Annotated in this window: 13 protein-coding genes; 2 read left to right on the top strand and 11 right to left on the bottom strand. The window is 41.2% G+C overall.

Translation table 11 applies throughout. The features are described from left to right. Window positions 1-14 precede the first annotated feature (14 nt). The gene (locus DWA30_RS05095) at window positions 15-845 is read left to right on the top strand and encodes a CvfB family protein (protein WP_114491472.1); all 831 of its coding nucleotides are present in this window, start codon (window positions 15-17) and stop codon (window positions 843-845) included. 28 nt (window positions 846-873) lie between these two features. Here DWA30_RS05095 and DWA30_RS05100 read toward each other — a convergent pair whose 3' ends face one another. Both DWA30_RS05100 and DWA30_RS05105 read right to left on the bottom strand, forming a co-directional pair. After that, complete coding sequence (locus tag DWA30_RS05100) at window positions 874-1,320, bottom strand: hypothetical protein (protein WP_114491460.1); 447 nt, start codon at window positions 1,318-1,320, stop codon at window positions 874-876. Window positions 1,321-1,350: 30 nt separating this feature from the next. Further along, window positions 1,351-2,472 carry a C1 family peptidase gene (locus tag DWA30_RS05105; RefSeq protein WP_114491461.1) on the bottom strand — a complete coding sequence of 374 codons (1,122 nt, stop codon included), beginning with the start codon at window positions 2,470-2,472 and terminating at the stop codon, window positions 1,351-1,353. Between the two features lie 62 nt (window positions 2,473-2,534). On the opposite strand from DWA30_RS05105, the gene DWA30_RS05110 reads away from it, so the two are divergent. After that, complete coding sequence (locus DWA30_RS05110; protein WP_114491462.1) at window positions 2,535-3,374, top strand: 1,4-dihydroxy-2-naphthoyl-CoA synthase; 840 nt, start codon at window positions 2,535-2,537, stop codon at window positions 3,372-3,374. A gap of 62 nt (window positions 3,375-3,436) precedes the next feature. Here the strand turns inward: DWA30_RS05110 and DWA30_RS05115 are convergent, their stop codons facing one another. The 9 genes from DWA30_RS05115 to DWA30_RS05155 all read right to left on the bottom strand — a co-directional run bounded on the left by DWA30_RS05115 (window position 3,437) and on the right by DWA30_RS05155 (window position 17,969). Continuing rightward, window positions 3,437-4,075 (bottom strand): SDR family oxidoreductase, encoded by a 639-nt coding sequence (locus DWA30_RS05115; RefSeq protein WP_114491463.1) that lies wholly within the window; start codon window positions 4,073-4,075, stop codon window positions 3,437-3,439. Window positions 4,076-4,199: 124 nt separating this feature from the next. Continuing rightward, window positions 4,200-5,873, bottom strand: a complete 1,674-nt coding sequence (gene asnB / locus DWA30_RS05120) for an asparagine synthase B (protein ID WP_114491464.1) — start codon at window positions 5,871-5,873, stop codon at window positions 4,200-4,202. A gap of 284 nt (window positions 5,874-6,157) precedes the next feature. After that, window positions 6,158-6,682, bottom strand: coding sequence for a hypothetical protein (locus DWA30_RS05125; protein ID WP_114491465.1), 525 nt, complete (start codon window positions 6,680-6,682; stop codon window positions 6,158-6,160). Window positions 6,683-6,745: 63 nt separating this feature from the next. Continuing rightward, window positions 6,746-9,160 carry an alpha-ketoacid dehydrogenase subunit alpha/beta gene (locus DWA30_RS05130; RefSeq protein ID WP_114491466.1) on the bottom strand — a complete coding sequence of 805 codons (2,415 nt, stop codon included), beginning with the start codon at window positions 9,158-9,160 and terminating at the stop codon, window positions 6,746-6,748. A gap of 79 nt (window positions 9,161-9,239) precedes the next feature. Continuing rightward, on the bottom strand, window positions 9,240-12,017 hold the full coding sequence (locus DWA30_RS05135) for a gluzincin family metallopeptidase (RefSeq protein ID WP_168421739.1): 2,778 nt from the start codon (window positions 12,015-12,017) through the stop codon (window positions 9,240-9,242). Between the two features lie 32 nt (window positions 12,018-12,049). Continuing rightward, on the bottom strand, window positions 12,050-13,294 hold the full coding sequence (locus DWA30_RS05140) for a T9SS type A sorting domain-containing protein (protein ID WP_114491468.1): 1,245 nt from the start codon (window positions 13,292-13,294) through the stop codon (window positions 12,050-12,052). A 21-nt stretch (window positions 13,295-13,315) separates the two neighbouring features. Beyond that, the gene (locus tag DWA30_RS05145; protein WP_114491469.1) at window positions 13,316-14,005 is read right to left on the bottom strand and encodes an LOG family protein; all 690 of its coding nucleotides are present in this window, start codon (window positions 14,003-14,005) and stop codon (window positions 13,316-13,318) included. A gap of 35 nt (window positions 14,006-14,040) precedes the next feature. Then, window positions 14,041-16,872: an excinuclease ABC subunit UvrA gene (gene uvrA, locus DWA30_RS05150; RefSeq protein WP_114491470.1), complete on the bottom strand. Its 2,832-nt coding sequence runs from the start codon at window positions 16,870-16,872 to the stop codon at window positions 14,041-14,043. Window positions 16,873-16,955: 83 nt separating this feature from the next. Beyond that, complete coding sequence (locus DWA30_RS05155) at window positions 16,956-17,969, bottom strand: hypothetical protein (RefSeq protein ID WP_114491471.1); 1,014 nt, start codon at window positions 17,967-17,969, stop codon at window positions 16,956-16,958. Window positions 17,970-18,184: the final 215 nt, after the last annotated feature.

Raw genomic sequence — 18,184 nt, forward strand, 5'->3', positions numbered from 1 at the left:
GTACCTTTGTTGACATGATTAAATTAGGAGAATACAATACATTAAAAATATTACGAGATACAGATCCGGGGCTGTATTTAGGCGATGATGAAGAAAATGTGGTACTGTTGCCACATAAGTACAAACCGGATAATTTCGAAATAGGAGACGAGTTGCGTGTCTTTGTCTATTTGGACAATGAAGAACGACCTATTGCAACCACCTTAGAACCTTTTTTAACGCTGAATACCTTTGGCTATCTTCACTGCAGTGATGTAAATAAATACGGTGCTTTTATGGATTGGGGTGTGGAGAAACAATTATTCGTACCCTTTAAAGAACAAGCGCGACCTATGAAAGTGGGTAGTTGGTACGTGGTGTACCTCTACCTAGATGAACTTACAAAACGATTGGTTGGTTCAAGCAAGACCGACAAGTTCGTGAGTAATGAGGATGTGTCTTTAGAAAAATTTGAGGAAGTAGATATTTTAGTAACACATATTACCGAAATAGGTGCAAACGCAATTATAAATGGAAAGCACAAAGGGCTTATTTATATCGATGATATATTTGAAGACATTCGTACCGGCGATCGTTTAAAAGCATTTGTAAAAAAGGTAAGACACGATAATAAGATCGATCTGGTACTTCAAGCTCCAGGCTACCGAAGTATTGAACCTAATGCTAACTTTATTTATGACGAGCTGAAAGCAGCCGGCGGATTTTTACCCTTACATGATAAATCGGATCCTGAAGCCATTAAAAATCAGTTAGGAATGAGCAAGAAAAGCTTTAAGAAAGCAATCGGGACCTTATATCGCGAAAAACAGATCGTTATTAAGGACGACGGGATCGAGTTGGTGTAACTATCTTAGATTATTTCTAAGCTGTACTTTAGTACCCGCGCCTAATTCTATATGGCGCACAACGTGGGCATATCCCTACCGGTGGACAGGGATCGACCAATTGCAGGCCTCTGGCTTCTTTATATACAGAATTGGTTACTGTAGTTTTTCCGTCACTTACTATTTTAGTACCACCAATACCGACGTATTGTGATTGGATGGCCGAGACATCGTATTCTTGTTTTCTGTTAAAGAACCGCTCCTTTTCACTAATGGCGGTCATCATATCGACCGGAGTTCTATAATTATTCTCATTCACTTTAAAATCGGGCACCTTATAGTTAAGTGGGGTAGGTGTTTTAAATAAAGAGACAGAAACCAGATCATCCACTTCTGGGAGCGAACTGGCATCGATGGTAAAATAACGCGTTTCAAAATCGTATTGAGAAACGGCTACGACCGGTAGTAAGAATAAAAGGAAGACTAACTTTTTCATCGCATTTTAAACATCAAAATTTAAGCCAATTTATAGATTTAATTTTTTAGCGGTGGGTTTGGGTACAGCGTCTTTATGTACCATAACACTTATTGCCTTTAAACGCATATACGATTCGCTAAAGTACACATATCCACCATTAGCATTTCTATCGGCATCGGTACCCCAACTATTTTTTACTTTGTAATATTTGGTTCCATTCTGGTCGCGTAACATACCGGTAATGTGCATTAAATGGTCATCTGTGGTATTGTAATTCTCAAACTCGTCCTGTCGGTATTCTTGGGTAATATTCATTTCCGGATAAATACCTTGTAAAGCCTTTATATTGTTTTCTGTGTTCTTCGGAATCACCGCTACGCCATCTTTAGAAGAAAAAGTTCGTTCGCTCACATCACAATCTAATGCTACAGTGTATCCGTTTTCTAAGGCCGAATCTATGGTATGTATCATTTCATCTAGCGGCACGTTGTAGAAACTTCCATAGCTCCAGTTGTCCGGGATATTTAAGATGAATTGCGAATAAAACGGAGCATGCGTATATGAGGTAATGGTGATATAGTCGGCCGGCTCCAATTGGGTCAATTCTAAAAATGATTGTGGTGTATATTGGCTGCCTTCATACGTAAATGTACCCGGGTTCTTTCCGAGGTACACATTCAGCACAGCATCTACAGCCGCTCGCCATTTTTTACTTAGCGCTCTTCCCGGATTGTCGATATACGTTGAAAGCATTGCATCTAATACGGCTACCATTTCGGCGTGATTATGATTGCGCTCATTGTTTAATAATCCGCTATACGCTTGTTGTGGTACTAACCCATAAGTCGTAACCGAATTGATCACATCATGTGCCAAACCACCTTCGCTAAATTGAGCCTTTCCTTGTCGCATCACATAATTCTCGGCTTTTTTAGGGTAGGTATTACGTACGGTATACATTTCTGAAAGGTCGATCTGTTTTCCGGTGAGACGAATGATCTCAGATTCTAAAAAGGAAGAAGTAGAAAAACTCCAGCAAGTTCCGGTTCTACCTTGACTAATAACAGGTGTCGCTTCAAGACCGATCACTTCGGTGAACTGATAAGGTGCTTGAGCACTTGCTGTTTGAAGTGCGAAAAAGATTCCGAAGAAAATAACGAAGTAGCGCATAACCGTGATTGTAGTATGAGAAATAATTAACAAAATTCTATCTTTACGCTAAAATAAGAAATATGAGTACACCTAACTGGAAAACTGTAAAAGATTATACCGATATCACCTATAAAAAATGTGACGGTGTCGCACGTATAGCATTTAATCGACCCGATGTACGCAATGCGTTTCGCCCCAAGACGACTTCAGAGTTATTAGATGCTTTTCACGATGCTCAAGAAGATACCAGTATTGGGGTGGTACTTTTATCGGCCGAAGGACCTTCCTCAAAAGATGGTGTTTACAGTTTTTGTAGTGGTGGCGATCAAAAAGCAAGAGGACACCAAGGATATGTGGGTGATGATGGGTATCACCGGCTAAATATTCTCGATGTACAACGACTCATTCGTTTTATGCCCAAAGCGGTACTTTGTGTGGTCCCGGGTTGGGCAGTAGGGGGAGGACATAGTTTGCATGTTGTTTGCGATATGACCTTAGCGAGTAAAGAGCATGCCATCTTTAAACAGACCGATGCCGATGTAACTAGTTTCGATGGTGGCTACGGAAGCGCCTATCTTGCAAAGATGGTAGGGCAGAAGCGCGCACGCGAGATCTTTTTCCTCGGAAGGAATTACAGCGCACAAGAAGCCTACGAGATGGGTATGGTAAATGCCGTTGTTCCTCATAAAGATCTGGAAGCAACTGCTTTTCAATGGGCCCAAGAAATACTAGCAAAATCACCTACCTCAATTAAAATGCTAAAATTTGCCATGAACCTTACAGATGATGGTATGGTAGGACAACAGGTTTTTGCAGGCGAGGCAACACGATTGGCCTATATGACCGACGAAGCCAAGGAAGGCAGGGACGCTTTTTTAGAAAAGCGAAAGCCAAACTTCGATAAGAAGTGGCTGCCATAAGTATCAATAAAAAAACCGAAAGTAAGTACTTTCGGTTTTAATTTTTTTAAGCCAACACTTTGTTACGATAGAACTTGAAAGTTTGATACCGCATCTTCGATCTTGGTTTCTCCTTTCAAGATCTCAAAAGCTTGATTTTTGGCAACCTCGTCATCCAGACTTTGTACCAAGGTTCTTGCGACATCCCATCTAGGAATTTCACCACTTTCGTTTAGTTTGTGCTCCAACTTAATCTTTCCCAGTCCCTCTTCGTTAGTAAGTGATCCGGGTCGTACGATCGTAAATGTAAGTCCGCTAATATCTAAATATTGATCGGCATTGTGCTTTGCCTGTAGGTATTCTTTGATCTCTGTAGCTTCGTCGGGGGCATCAGCTCCCATTGAACTTAGCATGACAAATTTTTTAATGCGATCTTTTTTTGAAGCATCGATCAATTTTTTCGCCCCTTCTTGGTCTACATTGACAACGTCCTTTCCGCCGGATCCAGCAGCAAAGACGACTCGATCAATTCCGTTGGTGGTATGTGAGACATCTTGAGTGAGATCGCCTATAACGGTATCAACCTCTTGTGAACGAAACGAATCTTGCTGCGACTCGTTTCTAATCATAGCCACTGGTTGATATTTGTTCGATTCTTTTAATAGTTTCACTACTTTATTTCCGGTGGTGCCTGTTGCACCTGCTACTAATATCTTTTCCATACCATAATATAGGTATAGAACATTTTTTAAAAGGATGGCTTAACGCACTTTAACACCAAAATTTTAAAAATTTTAGGGTAGTTTAACAAATTCTTTTGCTTATTAGGAGCAACAACAATTCGACTTATTTTTTTGCATAGGCATCGTCATGTACATTGGCAACAGCCCTACCGCTGGGGTCGTTCATATTCTTAAAGCTTTCGTCCCATTCTAGAGCGATGGGACTACTACATGCTACCGAGGGAACAGAAGGCACACTTAGCGCAGCAGTGTCACTGGGAAAGTGTTCTTCAAAAATAGATCGGTAATAGAACTCTTCTTTACTGGTTGGCGTTTGTAAGCGGAAGCGATATTGTGCATTGGCCATTTGTTCGTCGCTTACTTGTTCATTTACCAACTCCTTCAATGTATCGATCCAACTGTAGCCAACTCCATCACTAAATTGTTCTTTTTGTCGCCACGCCACGCTTTCGGGTAGCATATCTTCAAAGGCTTTCCGAAGCACCCATTTTTCCATTCGTTCTCCATTAATCATTTTATCTTTAGGATTGATACGCATCGCCACGTCCATAAATTCCTTATCTAGAAATGGTACCCTGCCTTCAATGCCCCATGAGGCTAACGATTTGTTCGCTCGAAGACAATCGTACATGTGCAACTTATCTAATTTTCGTACTGTTTCTTTGTGAAACTCCTCGGCGTTAGGTGCTTTGTGGAAATACAAATAACCTCCAAAGATCTCATCACTTCCTTCACCGCTCAATACCATTTTTATTCCCATGGCCTTAATTGCTCTGGCCATTAGGTACATTGGGGTAGAAGCTCGAACGGTTGTAATATCGTACGTTTCCAAATGATAGATCACATCACGTATCGCATCTATTCCTTCTTGTATGGTGAATTTTATCTCATGGTGCACCGTATCTAGATGTTTGGCTACCTTTCTGGCGGCCGCCAAATCTGGAGAACCTTCCAGACCAATAGCAAATGAATGCAATTGAGGCCACCACGCTTTATCTTGGTCGCCACTTTCAATTCGTTTTTCTGCATATTTTTTTGCAATGGCAGAGGTGATCGATGAATCTAAACCGCCGGATAGTAAAACGCCGTAAGGAACATCACTCATTAACTGGCGATGAACCGCATCTTCTAAGGCTTGGCGCAAGGCTTTAATGCTAGTCTCATTATCTTTTACTGCATCATATTCCATCCAGTCTCTGGTATACCACTTGGTGAGCACTCCTTCAGCACTGTCTAAGTAATGACCCGGCGGGAACAATTCGATCTTGGTGCACACGCCTTCCAATGCCTTTAATTCCGAAGCAACATAAAAGGTTCCATTTTGATCCCAGCCCATATAAAGTGGTATAATTCCCATGTGGTCACGTGCTATTAGATATCGATCTTGTTCTACGTCGTACAACGCAAATCCGAAGATACCGTTCATCTCATCTAAGAACGCATTACCTTTGTCTTTATACAGCGCTAATATTACTTCACAGTCGCTTGCTGTTTGAAAATTATAAGTGCCTTTAAACTGTTTCCGAAGCTCCAAGTGGTTATAGATCTCGCCGTTAGCAGCCAGTATTAGATTCTTATCTTCGGAAAACAATGGTTGTTTGCCCGAAGTAGGATCTACGATCGCAAGACGCTCATGCGCCATGATCGCTTTATCGGTACTATAAATACCACTCCAATCCGGACCGCGATGCCGAATACATTTCGACATTGCCAGCAGTTGCGGGCGCAGCTGCTCAGCCGATTCTTTCAAGTTAAAAGCACATACAATTCCACACATAGTATTTTGTTTTATGTCGCAATTTCGATTCCGACGATTATAGTTAATTTATATCTTGAACAAAAAAAAGCCCGTCAAGTAAAAAACCTGACGGGCCATATATCTCGACAAGGTTCTTGTTAAGGCATCCCGTTATTATTGTTATTATTAGTTGTGATGTTGGTAAACATGTCCCTTGAATTGTTATTTGATTCTTTGTAAAGATTCCGAAAATAATATGAAGATTCCAAATTTTAGCACCTGTAATTTTATTTTGAACTCTATTTACATACTGTTCCTGTCGTTTATTCGTCGAACAATCGCAGTTCTAACGGCAAGGATTCTTCGGCTATTGGCGCCGCGTTAATCGTGTAATAGGCGTGCTTTAGTCGGTTGTTGTCTCGCAATCGAATTCGGTAAATTTCTCGCTTTGGATTAAAGACTGTTATAAAATTGGCCGAGTCTATTTGAAAATCTCCAAAATCTGATCTAGTACGCAGTTGTATGGTCTCGGGCAATTCTACTGCTTGCATGAATTGCGAGTAAAAAATAAGTTCTCCGGTGGGTAAGTAGGAAGCCGAGAATCCCGGATTGCTCGCTTCTGTAAATTTCGCTATATAACGAACCGCATCGCTATCGGCCATATCAAAATCACGTTGTAATTGCCATTCAGTAATAAATCCGTCCGGAAACAATTCTTGCTGATTCATAAAGACCGCTTCAGGAACTTCCGATTCGGGTATGGTAGTTTGAGTACGATCGGCAATTTGTCCGTTGATACCAACCGTGCACGACAGAAAAAGTAGGATTGAAGTAATAATTGTTCTCATAGCGTATGTATTAATTACACTATAAGATACAGAGTTTCCGCCAAAATTGACAGCACTTTATGACTATCTTAACTTCGGAAAGCTCTCCGGATCCACCTCATGCATGATCGCATAGACCTTCTCAAAGATGTCTTCGGAAGAAGGTTTAGAGAAATAATCCCCATCGGTTCCATAGGCAGGTCGGTGCGCTTTTGCCGCTAGGGCTTCGGGCTTGCTGTCTAAATATTTATAGCCGTTTTGCGTATCCACAATATGTTGTAAGATATAGGCTGAAGCACCACCGGGTACATCTTCATCTATCACCAATAAACGATTGGTCTTCTTCACGCTTTCGACCATGTCGTGGTTAATATCCAATGGCAGTAACGATTGCACATCGATGATCTCTGCATCAATACCTACTTGTTGTAATTCTTTGGCAGCTTCTTCTACTACTCGTATGGTGCTTCCGTAGGAAACCAATGTAATATCTGTACCTTCCTTGATGGTTTCCACCACGCCAATAGGAGTTCTAAACTCTCCAAGGTTGGAAGGCATTTTTTCTTTAAGTCGATAGCCGTTCAAACATTCTACTATCAGCGCAGGTTCATCGGTCGCAAGCAGTGTATTGTAGAATCCGGCTGCTTTGGTCATATTTCTAGGCACTAATATATACATACCTCGTAACAAATGGATCAATCCACCCATTTGTGAGCCACTGTGCCATATTCCTTCTAAACGGTGCCCGCGAGTTCTAACGATTAGCGGTGCTTTTTGTGTTCCATTGGTGCGATACCGTACAGTGACCAGATCATCGCTCATTATTTGAAGACAATATAAAATATAGTCTAGGTATTGTATTTCGGCAATAGGTCGTAAGCCTCGCATTGCCATACCAATGCCTTGCCCTAAAATAGTGGCTTCACGAATACCGGCATCGGCTATTCTCAATTCACCATACTTTTCTTGTAGGCCTTCAAGTCCTTGATTTACATCTCCAATATTCCCGGAATCTTCACCAAAGATGAGTGCTTCGGGATGCTTGTCGAATATCGCATCAAAATTATCTCGTAACACAACTCGTGCATCTACTTCTTCTGCATCGTCTGCGTAAGTAGGTGCAATAGGAGCAACTGTTGTCGCATTGTTCGATGCTTCAGAATACAAATGTGCACTGTACTTTGGTTGAATGTTTTCGAAATAATTTTCTATCCAATCGATCAATTGTCTTTTTTCCGAAGTACTTTCAGAAACCACATATCGAAGCGCTTTTCTAGCAGTTCCTAAAATTGTACGACGTAGCGGTTCTTTTTCTGAAGCCAATTCGTTCTTTAACTTCTCTATAAAATTCTTGTTTGGGGAACTTTCGGCTAGATTGGTAAGCAATGTTACTGCCTCTTTCTGTTCTTGACGTTGGGGCGCCAAAAATGCTTCCCATGCTGCTTTTTTACCGTCACGCACCTCTTTCTTAATCCCTTTTTCTACTTCGGAAAGTTCCTCTTCAGTAGCAAAATTATTCTCCAAAATCCACTCGCGCATTTTAACATTACAGTCGTGCTCTCGTTCCCACTGAAGACGCTCTTCACTTTTGTATCGCTCGTGCGACCCACTCGTACTGTGGCCTTGGGGTTGTGTTAGTTCTTTTACATGAATAAGCACCGGTACATGTTCTTCTCTCGCAATGGTACCGGCTTTTTGATATGCTTCGATCAAGGCGGCGTAGTCCCAACCTATTACGCGAATAATTTCGTATCCGTTCTCGTCGTCGTTTCGTTGAAACCCTTTTAGTATTTCGGATATATTCTCTTTGGTGGTTTGATGACGTGCATGAACCGAAATCCCGTATTCGTCATCCCATACGCTCATTACCATCGGTACTTGAAGCACGCCGGCTGCATTAATCGTTTCCCAAAACAGTCCTTCACTCGTGCTAGCATTTCCAATAGTTCCCCAGGCAACTTCGTTTCCATTGATAGAGAATTGTGTTTTGTTCTCTATTCCTTTTACATTTCTAAAAATCTTGGATGCTTGTGCGAGTCCTAAAAGTCTTGGCATTTGACCGGCAGTAGGAGAGATGTCTGCACTACTGTTCTTTTGTGCTGTTAAGTTTTTCCAACTTCCATCTTCATTTAAACTATGCGTTGCAAAATGCCCACCCATTTGTCTTCCTGCACTCATTGGATCGGCTTTAAGATCGGTGTGTGCATACAATCCGGCGAAGAATTGTTGAATGCTAAGCTTGCCAATGGCCATCATAAAGGTTTGATCGCGGTAATAACCACTTCGCCAATCTCCATTTTTAAAGGCTTTTGCCCAGGCCAATTGAGGGACTTCTTTTCCGTCACCAAAGATCCCGAATTTTGCTTTTCCTGTAAGTACTTCCCTGCGTCCCAGTAAACTACATTCGCGACTCGTTACAGCTATTTTATAATCGTTTAAAACTTCGGCCTTAAAATCGTCGAAAGAGAGTTCGCTGTTGGTCTGTGGATTTGTTTGCATAGTGTCAAAATTTCGGACTACAAAAGTAGCAAAAACGAGGGAAATATAAGGGGTGTGGAATTAGTTTTCAGCATAGAAATTAATACCATTCCCTCGTAAAGAGCCTTAATAGCGTGCTCGGGCTCAAGGTTACGATAAAGCGTATGCGTTGATCGTAATTGGGAAGTCCCGGTTCCCAACCTAGATTTGAATAGAGCGGGAAATACAATTCGAAGTAATCGGCAACCAGACTTAAACGTACGCCTGTGTCAAATACCGCATTGGTGCCTCGACCTTTATTGTGTACCAGCCCGGCATCGCCATAGGCATAGATCCATTTCCAGATGTTAGTGCTCGCATTTACTGTGGCGATCCAACTGTTCGCAAACATTGGTTCTAATTGTGATTTAAACCCACCTTCTGCGATGATCAACTGCTGACTAAACAATCCTTGATCTTCACTTCTCCCGTAGTAATTGTAATCGAATAGATAATCGGTGGGGCGGTCTAATGCGAAACTAAAGAAGTCTTCGTCTTCGCGAGTATCATTGAATAAGAAGACTCCGGCAAAGGCACGAAGGTTCAACTGTCGGTTGTTCAAAAACAATTTACGGTACTCGAAGGTGGTAGATATCTTGCTGAATTTCGCCGAAATTTGATAATCTACTTCGCCTCTAAAATAATTGATGAGATTAGGATTGCTGTACACATACTGCATATTGAAAACGCTGTAATTAGGATCTTGATTAGGATCTTCAAAATTCTCATCGCGAATCACATTTACATTTCGAATATTGATAAATTCTTTTTTGTTGTTGCGTAAATCCTTGTTTCTGAAGGCAAAGGTCATATACGGACTATACCTGCGATAGAAGAGGCCGTCGTTGTACGAATAATAACTACCCGCTATACCATATCGAATGGCGTACAGTGATTCTGTTTGGAAATTTTGAGTGTAGGATACGGACCCACTTCCAATAATAGTCTTAGATCGGAATCCAAATTGTGGCTCTAGTTTATAGGCCAATCCTTTGGTTAAAACCGTTTTATTGTACAATTTTAATCCGGTGGTAAGTCCGTCGTACAAATTGTATTCAAAAATCGGCATAAAGAACAATTGATTGTACTTTGGATCTTCGACATCTTGAAATAAACGGAATTGTATTGGGCGATTAAACAATCCGTTTACCTTTTTATAATTATTGCGTTGATTGAACTCAGGTATCACTGCTTCATAGTTCAATGCCAGTTGTCGTACTCCTTCCGAAGGGATAACAACCGTTTCTAAACTGTCGATAGGAGAGGTCCATTTTTTATAAACGATAGAGTCTTTAGAAAGGCCGTATAGGGAAACCGGCATGCGGTTGTTGCGTTTGTTCTTGATACGAACCTCCAAGGAATCACCCCGCTTGGTAACACGGTCGATCTTAAAATCGATAGCGGTTCGTTTTTCTACATACTCTTCAAAGAACCAATTTACGGGTAAGGAGCTGTTTTGTTCTAATACGTTCTGAAAAGCAGTTGCAGTTACCGGTTTTCCTTTATTTTCAGAATAAAACTGCTTGATACTATTCTCAACTGTTGCTTTTCCGAGGTAATCGGAAAGATATTGTAAACCACTACCTGCATAATAGTCGCTCGCAATATTCTTATTAAACTTGACCAAAGAATCACGTGGCGTTGCGAGTGATTGGTGTAAGTTGTTCCGTGCCATATTGAGATACAGGAATGGATATTGGTCATTAAACTCCAGATCGGATGCATGTGCCCAGCGAATTACCCACCAATCGCTTAACGAACCTATGATCTTCATATTTGGATAAAAAGTATCCACATACTCCATCATTAAGTAGATCTGTAGGGCGCCGATCAACCAATATTCTTCTCTTGGGTGTACCAAGACGGTGTTCTCTATATAATTTCGAGTTATGGTCTTTAGCTGCTCCATGTCGTACTCGAAACCATCCGGGAACGGACTAATAAAATTGGGCAACTGGTTTAGGCCATATACCGGACTGTTCTTGTATTCACTTTCGCTAATTAGCATCTTCTCGAAAGGATATGGGCCTAACTTTGAATCTAAAAAATGCACTACACGATCTACCATCAAGGCCCGAATCGTAGGAGACACCTTTTCGTCGGTTAGGTTTGTCACTACCGAGAACTTATCGGTCTCTATAGTCTCGAAGGTGGGTTTTCGTTCTAAATGAAGCAAGACATTGGTTCTATTCTCTCCTTCTAATACGGCTACAGAAGAATCCCCTTGCTGTGCTTGTGATTTGACATCGAGATTGCTTGCCAAGGTATAGGTCGTTGGATAATTTAAGCGTATTGAAAAGTTTGTAGGATACGTATATAGATCGTTGGTGTTCTTATTGCTGTATGCATGCCATGTGCCGTCGTATACGGCAGGGGAGAGGTGCCAATACTTTAATCTAAAATCAACTTTGTTCGTTACGCCATAACGCGTAAACTTATCATCCGGATACTTCACGCTGTAACGAGCCGTAAATGTATAGGATTCACCTGGCAATAATGGGGTATTTAGGTCTACACGAATGATGTCGGCCGCTACGCCTCGCTCCCAATCTAAAGAGCTATTTGCGGTTGTCGTAAAACCTGAAATTGTCGTTCGGCCACGATCTTTTTTCTTTTCAAAATGAAAGGAACTGTCGTAGTTTTCTGCAAATCGTTTGGCTAAGGGTGTGGTCTTGCTTGAAAAACTGTTAGGCCAATCGTTTAGATAGAGCTCATGCAACGTATCGCTAGAAGTGTTTACATACACGATCTCTTGCTGAATATTCATTGTACCTTCCTCCGGCACTACGTTCGCGTCTATAGTAATAGCGTGTTGTGCATTCGTAACAAATGCCAACATGCACAAAAGAGCAAATATGAGCTTGCGACCGATCAAGAAGTTTTTAGAAATTTTAAAGGTTGATGTGAAGGCAGGTTTGTTTTAAGATAATAAATGCCGGTGGGCAATGCCGAAACATCTATGGTTGTGTATGTTTCATCTACAGCAGGGATGTACATCACTTCTTGTCCTAGAACACTAAAGATCTGAATGGAAACAGGTTCTATAACTTGAGCAGACATTTTTAGCCGTATTGTTTCTGAAACTATTGTATTATCAAGCTGAAAGTATGCTTCAGTAGCAACTTCCGCAGTATTTAAGATGATCTGTTTGTTGGTTTCCAGTTGCATGACCACGGGAAGGTGATCACTCATACTAAACAAGTTATTCCGAAGCTGTTGTCCAAAAGGTCCGGTACAGTTCGCATCACTAATATCCATATTAAAACAATTACCATTGTTTCCGAAGGATTTATACGTATCGGGAATATAGCGCAGCTTAGGGTCGGTCATCATATTTTCTGATACAAGTATAAAATCGAATCGATCGTCTAGCCCGCCGCCTGCTCCGGCTCCAAAGGGTCCGGCACTAACGCGCGTACTTTGCGTATGAATGTCTTGAAACGCAATATTGTTGTTCCAGTCACCTGGGCGATCTATAGGATCGGCCAAAGTGATCGCATTAGTAGGATCGAGCAATTCTACATAGGCCGGTTCGTCGGCGTCGTATACATTTAGGTCTCCTGCAAAAATTACAAAGGAGTTGGGATCTAACGAACTAAGGCTGTTTGTGAATTCGGTCACCATTTCTAGTCGTTTAGCCTCATTGGAACTTCCTTGACTTGATTTCAGGTGCGACACGTAAATATCAACAAACAAAGGATCTACATCATTGTCGGTGGTATTAATACGCAACTGATAACGGTTAATATCTCGCACATCGGTTCTAATGATCTCGGTCGTTTCAACCTCGAACATGCCATTGCGATAATAAATAAGCTGCTGAAGATTTGAGTCTCCCGACGTGTTGAGCACAAAAGGAACTCGTTTATAATCGATGCCTTCATCGTTTAATGATATATTGAGAATTTGATCGGCCCCTGCTTCGTTCTCGAGTTCGCAAACCATAAAGATATCGGGATCGTACTCGTTGAGTATGTTCTGCAAGATCTGATCGCGGCTACCTGGAGATGCGGTGGGGAATTCCAATAAATTATAGAACATGGTTTTTATTACATCCTGTGCTATGAGCGAGCTGCTTAGCAACAGAAAAACCAAAAGACTTATTTTTTTAAACATGAAAATAGGGGATAAGGTATTCTAAAAATTAGGGCTCATATTTCGTTTTTCATAGAAGTTATTGAGGATCTCAAGCACTTCATCTTCGGTGTCGACCAAATGAACAAGATCGAGATCACCCGGACTAATATTATTATTCGCCTCAAGAAGTGTACCTTTAATCCAATCCATTAGTCCGGTCCAGAATTCGGTCCCAACTAGGATAAGTGGAAAAGCATCTATCTTATGTGTTTGTATTAAGGTAAAAGCTTCAAAGAATTCATCTAAAGTTCCAAAACCTCCAGGCATTACTACAAATCCTTGAGAGTATTTCACGAACATTACCTTTCTCACAAAGAAGTAGTCGAAATCGATACTTTTGTCGCTATCTATATACGGGTTGTCGTGTTGCTCAAAAGGCAGCGTAATATTTAATCCAACTGAAGTTCCACCCGCTAAATGCGCACCTTTATTACCGGCTTCCATGATACCCGGGCCACCACCGGTAATAACTCCGTAACCATGTTCGGTGATCTTTTTTGCGATGCTCTCGGCTAATTTATAATATTTATGGTCCGGCTTGGTACGCGCCGATCCAAATATTGAAACACACGGGCCAATTCGGCTCATTTTTTCATAGCCATTAACAAACTCTCCCATGATCTTGAAGATCGCCCAAGAGTCGTTCGTTTTTACTTCATTCCAGTTTTTATGTGTTCGTTCGTTTCTCATGTTCAGTAGTCATTATACGTTTCGCTCAAACCCCGCTAAAGTAATTCTTTTTTGAGGAACTGTGCCGTATAGCTCTTTTTATCGGTTATTATTTCTTCAGGGGTTCCGGTCACCATTACTTTACCACCTTTTTTACCGCCCTCGGGACCTATGTCGATAATGTGGTCTACGGTCTTGATCACATCTAAGTTGTGTTCTATGATCAAAACGGTATTCCCTTTATCCACCAGTTTATTCAATACTAGCATTAATACGCGAATGTCTTCAAAATGAAGTCCGGTCGTTGGTTCGTCTAAGATATAAAAGGTGTTTCCGGTATCTCGTTTAGACAGTTCGGTGGCCAATTTAATTCGTTGCGCCTCTCCTCCGGACAGGGTCGTTGATTGCTGCCCAAGGGTGATGTATCCTAATCCGACATCCCGAATCGTTTTAAGTTTTCTGAATATCTTCGGAATGGACTCAAAGAACTCGCAGGCTTCGTTGATGGTCATTGCTAACACATCGTAGATCGATTTGCCTTTGTATCTAATTTCTAAGGTCTCACGATTGAAGCGTTTTCCTTGACATGTTTCACACTCCACATATACATCGGGTAGGAAGTTCATTTCAATTACACGAAGACCGCCTCCCTTACAGGTTTCACAACGTCCTCCTTTAACATTAAAGCTGAATCGACCGGGTTTATACCCGCGTATCATCGCTTCCGGAACTTTGGCGAACAGACTCCTTATTTCTGAAAATACCCCGGTATACGTAGCAGGATTAGATCGTGGAGTTCTTCCAATGGGCGATTGGTTTATGTCGATCACCTTGTCTAGGTGTTCCAAGCCTTCGATCTTTTTATAAGGCATTGGTTTTTTAACGCCATTAAAGAAGTGAGCATTCAAAATAGGGTAGAGGGTTTCATTTATCAGGGTAGACTTACCGCTACCCGAAACTCCAGTTACGCCTATCATTTTACCTATCGGTACGTCTATGGTGACATTCTTTAGGTTGTTACCCGTACAGCCCGAGAGGGTCAAGGTGTGCCCGTTACCTTCTCTTCTTTTCTTCGGAATTTCGATCTCTTTGGTACCGTTTAGGTAATCTGCAGTGAGGGTATGGTGTTTTAAAATTTCTTTCGGACTCCCTTCGGAAACGATCTCACCTCCGTGTTTACCTGCTGCCGGACCAATATCTATTACATGATCGGCATGTTCGATCATATCTTTATCGTGTTCGACGACAATGACCGAATTCCCTATGTCTTTCAAAGCGATGAGCGATTCTATTAATTTATGATTGTCTCGTTGGTGCAAGCCAATACTCGGTTCATCTAAAATATATAGTACGCCTACTAATTGCGACCCAATTTGCGTTGCTAATCGGATACGCTGAGCTTCACCACCTGATAAGGATTTAGAACTGCGATCCAGTGCGAGATAGGTAAGCCCAACATCTACCAAAAATTGCAATCGGCTTCTTACTTCTTTAATGATTTCTGCAGCAATCTTCAGTTGTGTTTCGCTTAGGTTCTTTTCGAGCTTGTCGAACCATTGTGCCAACTCAACAACGTCCATATGAGCCAATTCGGCGATATTCTTATCGTTCACTTTAAAGTACAACGATTCCTTCCGAAGTCGTGAACCGCCACATTCGGGACAAGAGACCTTGTTCATATATTCCTTAGCCCAACGCTTAAGCGATTTCGATTCGTTGGCTTCAAAGGTATTTTGAAGGAAGGTCGCAACCCCTTCAAACTCGATCTTATATTTTCTGGTAATGCCTAAGGTCTTGGAAGCGACTTCAAATTTTTCGTTTCCGCCGTAGAAGATCAGTTCTTTGGCTTCCGAAGGGATCGACTTAAACGGATCGGTCAACTTAAATTCATAGCGTTCGGCGATCAACTCCAATTGTTTAAAGATCCAATTGCTTTTTTGGGGCCCATGTGGTGCCAATGCCCCTTGTTTTATCGATAACTTAGGGTCTGGAACGATCTTGTCGAGATTTACCTCATAGAGCGTGCCTAGGCCTTTACAGTTTGGGCACATCCCCTTTGGCGAATTGAATGAAAAATTGTTAGGCTCAGGATTAGGATAGGAGATACCACTGCTAGGACACATGAGCGATCGACTAAAGAACCGAACCTCGTTGGTATCGTTATCCAGCACCATTAGGACGTCATCACCGTGATACATGGCCGTGACAATACTTTCACTCAAGCGTTTACCGGTATCTTCTTTGTCGCTTATCTTTAATCGATCTACAACGATCTCGATATCGTGGGTCTTGTACCGATCGATCTTCATGCCTTTGATCAAGTCTAATACCTCACCATCAACGCGAACTTTTAGAAATCCTTGCTTTGCGATTTGTTCGAACAACTCTCGGTAGTGCCCTTTTCTCGATCGAACTACAGGGGCGAGTATACTTACTTTTTTGCCGTCGAAATCATCGAGTATAAGCTGTTTTATTTGTTCGTCGCTATAGCTCACCATTTTTTTACCCGTGTTATAGCTATAGGCATCACTGGCTCTGGCATATAACAAGCGCAAAAAGTCATAGATCTCGGTTATGGTACCTACGGTAGAGCGCGGACTGCGACTTGTCGTTTTTTGCTCTATGGCGATAACGGGAGAAAGCCCATCGATTTTATCTACATCGGGTCTTTCGAGACTACCAAGAAATTGGCGAGCGTAGGCCGAGAAAGTTTCAATATAACGCCGTTGGCCTTCTGCATAAATGGTATCGAAGGCTAAAGAAGATTTTCCACTACCGGAAAGGCCGGTAATTACTACTAATTTTTCTCTGGGGATAGTAACATCGATGTTCTTTAAATTGTGCACTCTGGCGCCAAGAACTTCGATTACATCTTCATTTTTTGCCATAGTTTGCAAAGGTACTCAATTGCAATGAAAATTTAGAACTCAATGTAATGCAACCTTTTAAATTTTCATCAACAATTGGGAGGCTAATTACTCACTTCTCGAGAAATGAATTGATAGAAGGTTGTGGCTACCAAAAAGACAATGCTTATTACAAATGCATAACTTATAATGAGTGTTAGTACCGGTAGGTCGAAAAGCAACGATAACAGTGGTAATAAGACCCCAAATAGTACGAGTGACAAAAAAACTCCGTAGAGGTATTTTAGTATGGGCGGTAATGCAGAACTTACTTGTCCTTGAAATTGAAATAGCTTCGGAATCACTTCCTTGTTCATATACTCCCCTAGTTTCGACAAAAATACTTCGTTGAACGATGAGTCCTCAAAGGCTTCACTATCTATGGTGTTGGCCAGGGTCATTATTTTTTCCTGATGGCGTTCGTACACCGCATCCAAGTCCAACGATTCTTTAAAAGCACCGTATTTATAGCCGAAATAGTACCACAACCCGGAGCCGCACTTATGTTCTAACCATTTGGTAACAATATCCTGATTATAGACATTTGGGTAGGATATGTTTTCAGGAATTCGTTTGTCTTTCGGGCTCGTCATTAGAAGCGATTTGAGCTCTAAATACAGCTGCTCGGTATCGTTATAATTATTGTGCTCTTGTAAAAATTCGATGGCTAGTTTCGACTTGCCTTTATAAAATTCTTTGACGTCGAAGAACGTCAGTCCTTCAAATTCGTCATCGATGTATTCTTTTAATCCGGGCAACCATAATTTGGAACGGAATAAGAGCTCTACGATGGTTCTAAAGTCATGCATTTTTTGTGTGATCTTGCTCAAATTGTCAATAGCTGTATTTCTACTGGTTTTTAATCCAAGCGCAGAAGCCACCAGATACACCATGATTATGGCCGATAGAAAACCGCTTATACTAATGAATATAGTGGCAAATTCCTTTAATTGCTCCGGAAAGACTGTTACTGTAGTTGCTTTTTGCCAAAGTAGAAAGATGAGTCCAATGCAAAGCAGCCCACTAATCACTATAGGAATAAGGGCGTACAAATCCTTTAAGAAAGATTTTTTTCGCATGAGCTGACTTACCAAATATTAGGGGATATTAGGGCGTAAAAACAGTATGATCTCCTTAAAAGTCAGTGATTTTGTCAAAAACTTTTGGAAAACTTGTAAGAATTCTATTGATTGTTACAATTGTATTTTTCTGCCGTTAGCCCCTGTATTAATTTGGTTATGTTGATTTTATAATTATAAAAACTAACTCAAAATTACCCTTTTTTCTTACAAAA

This window comes from Candidatus Ulvibacter alkanivorans (assembly GCF_003333325.1).
Taxonomy (GTDB): Bacteria; Bacteroidota; Bacteroidia; order Flavobacteriales; family Flavobacteriaceae; genus Ulvibacter_A; species Ulvibacter_A alkanivorans.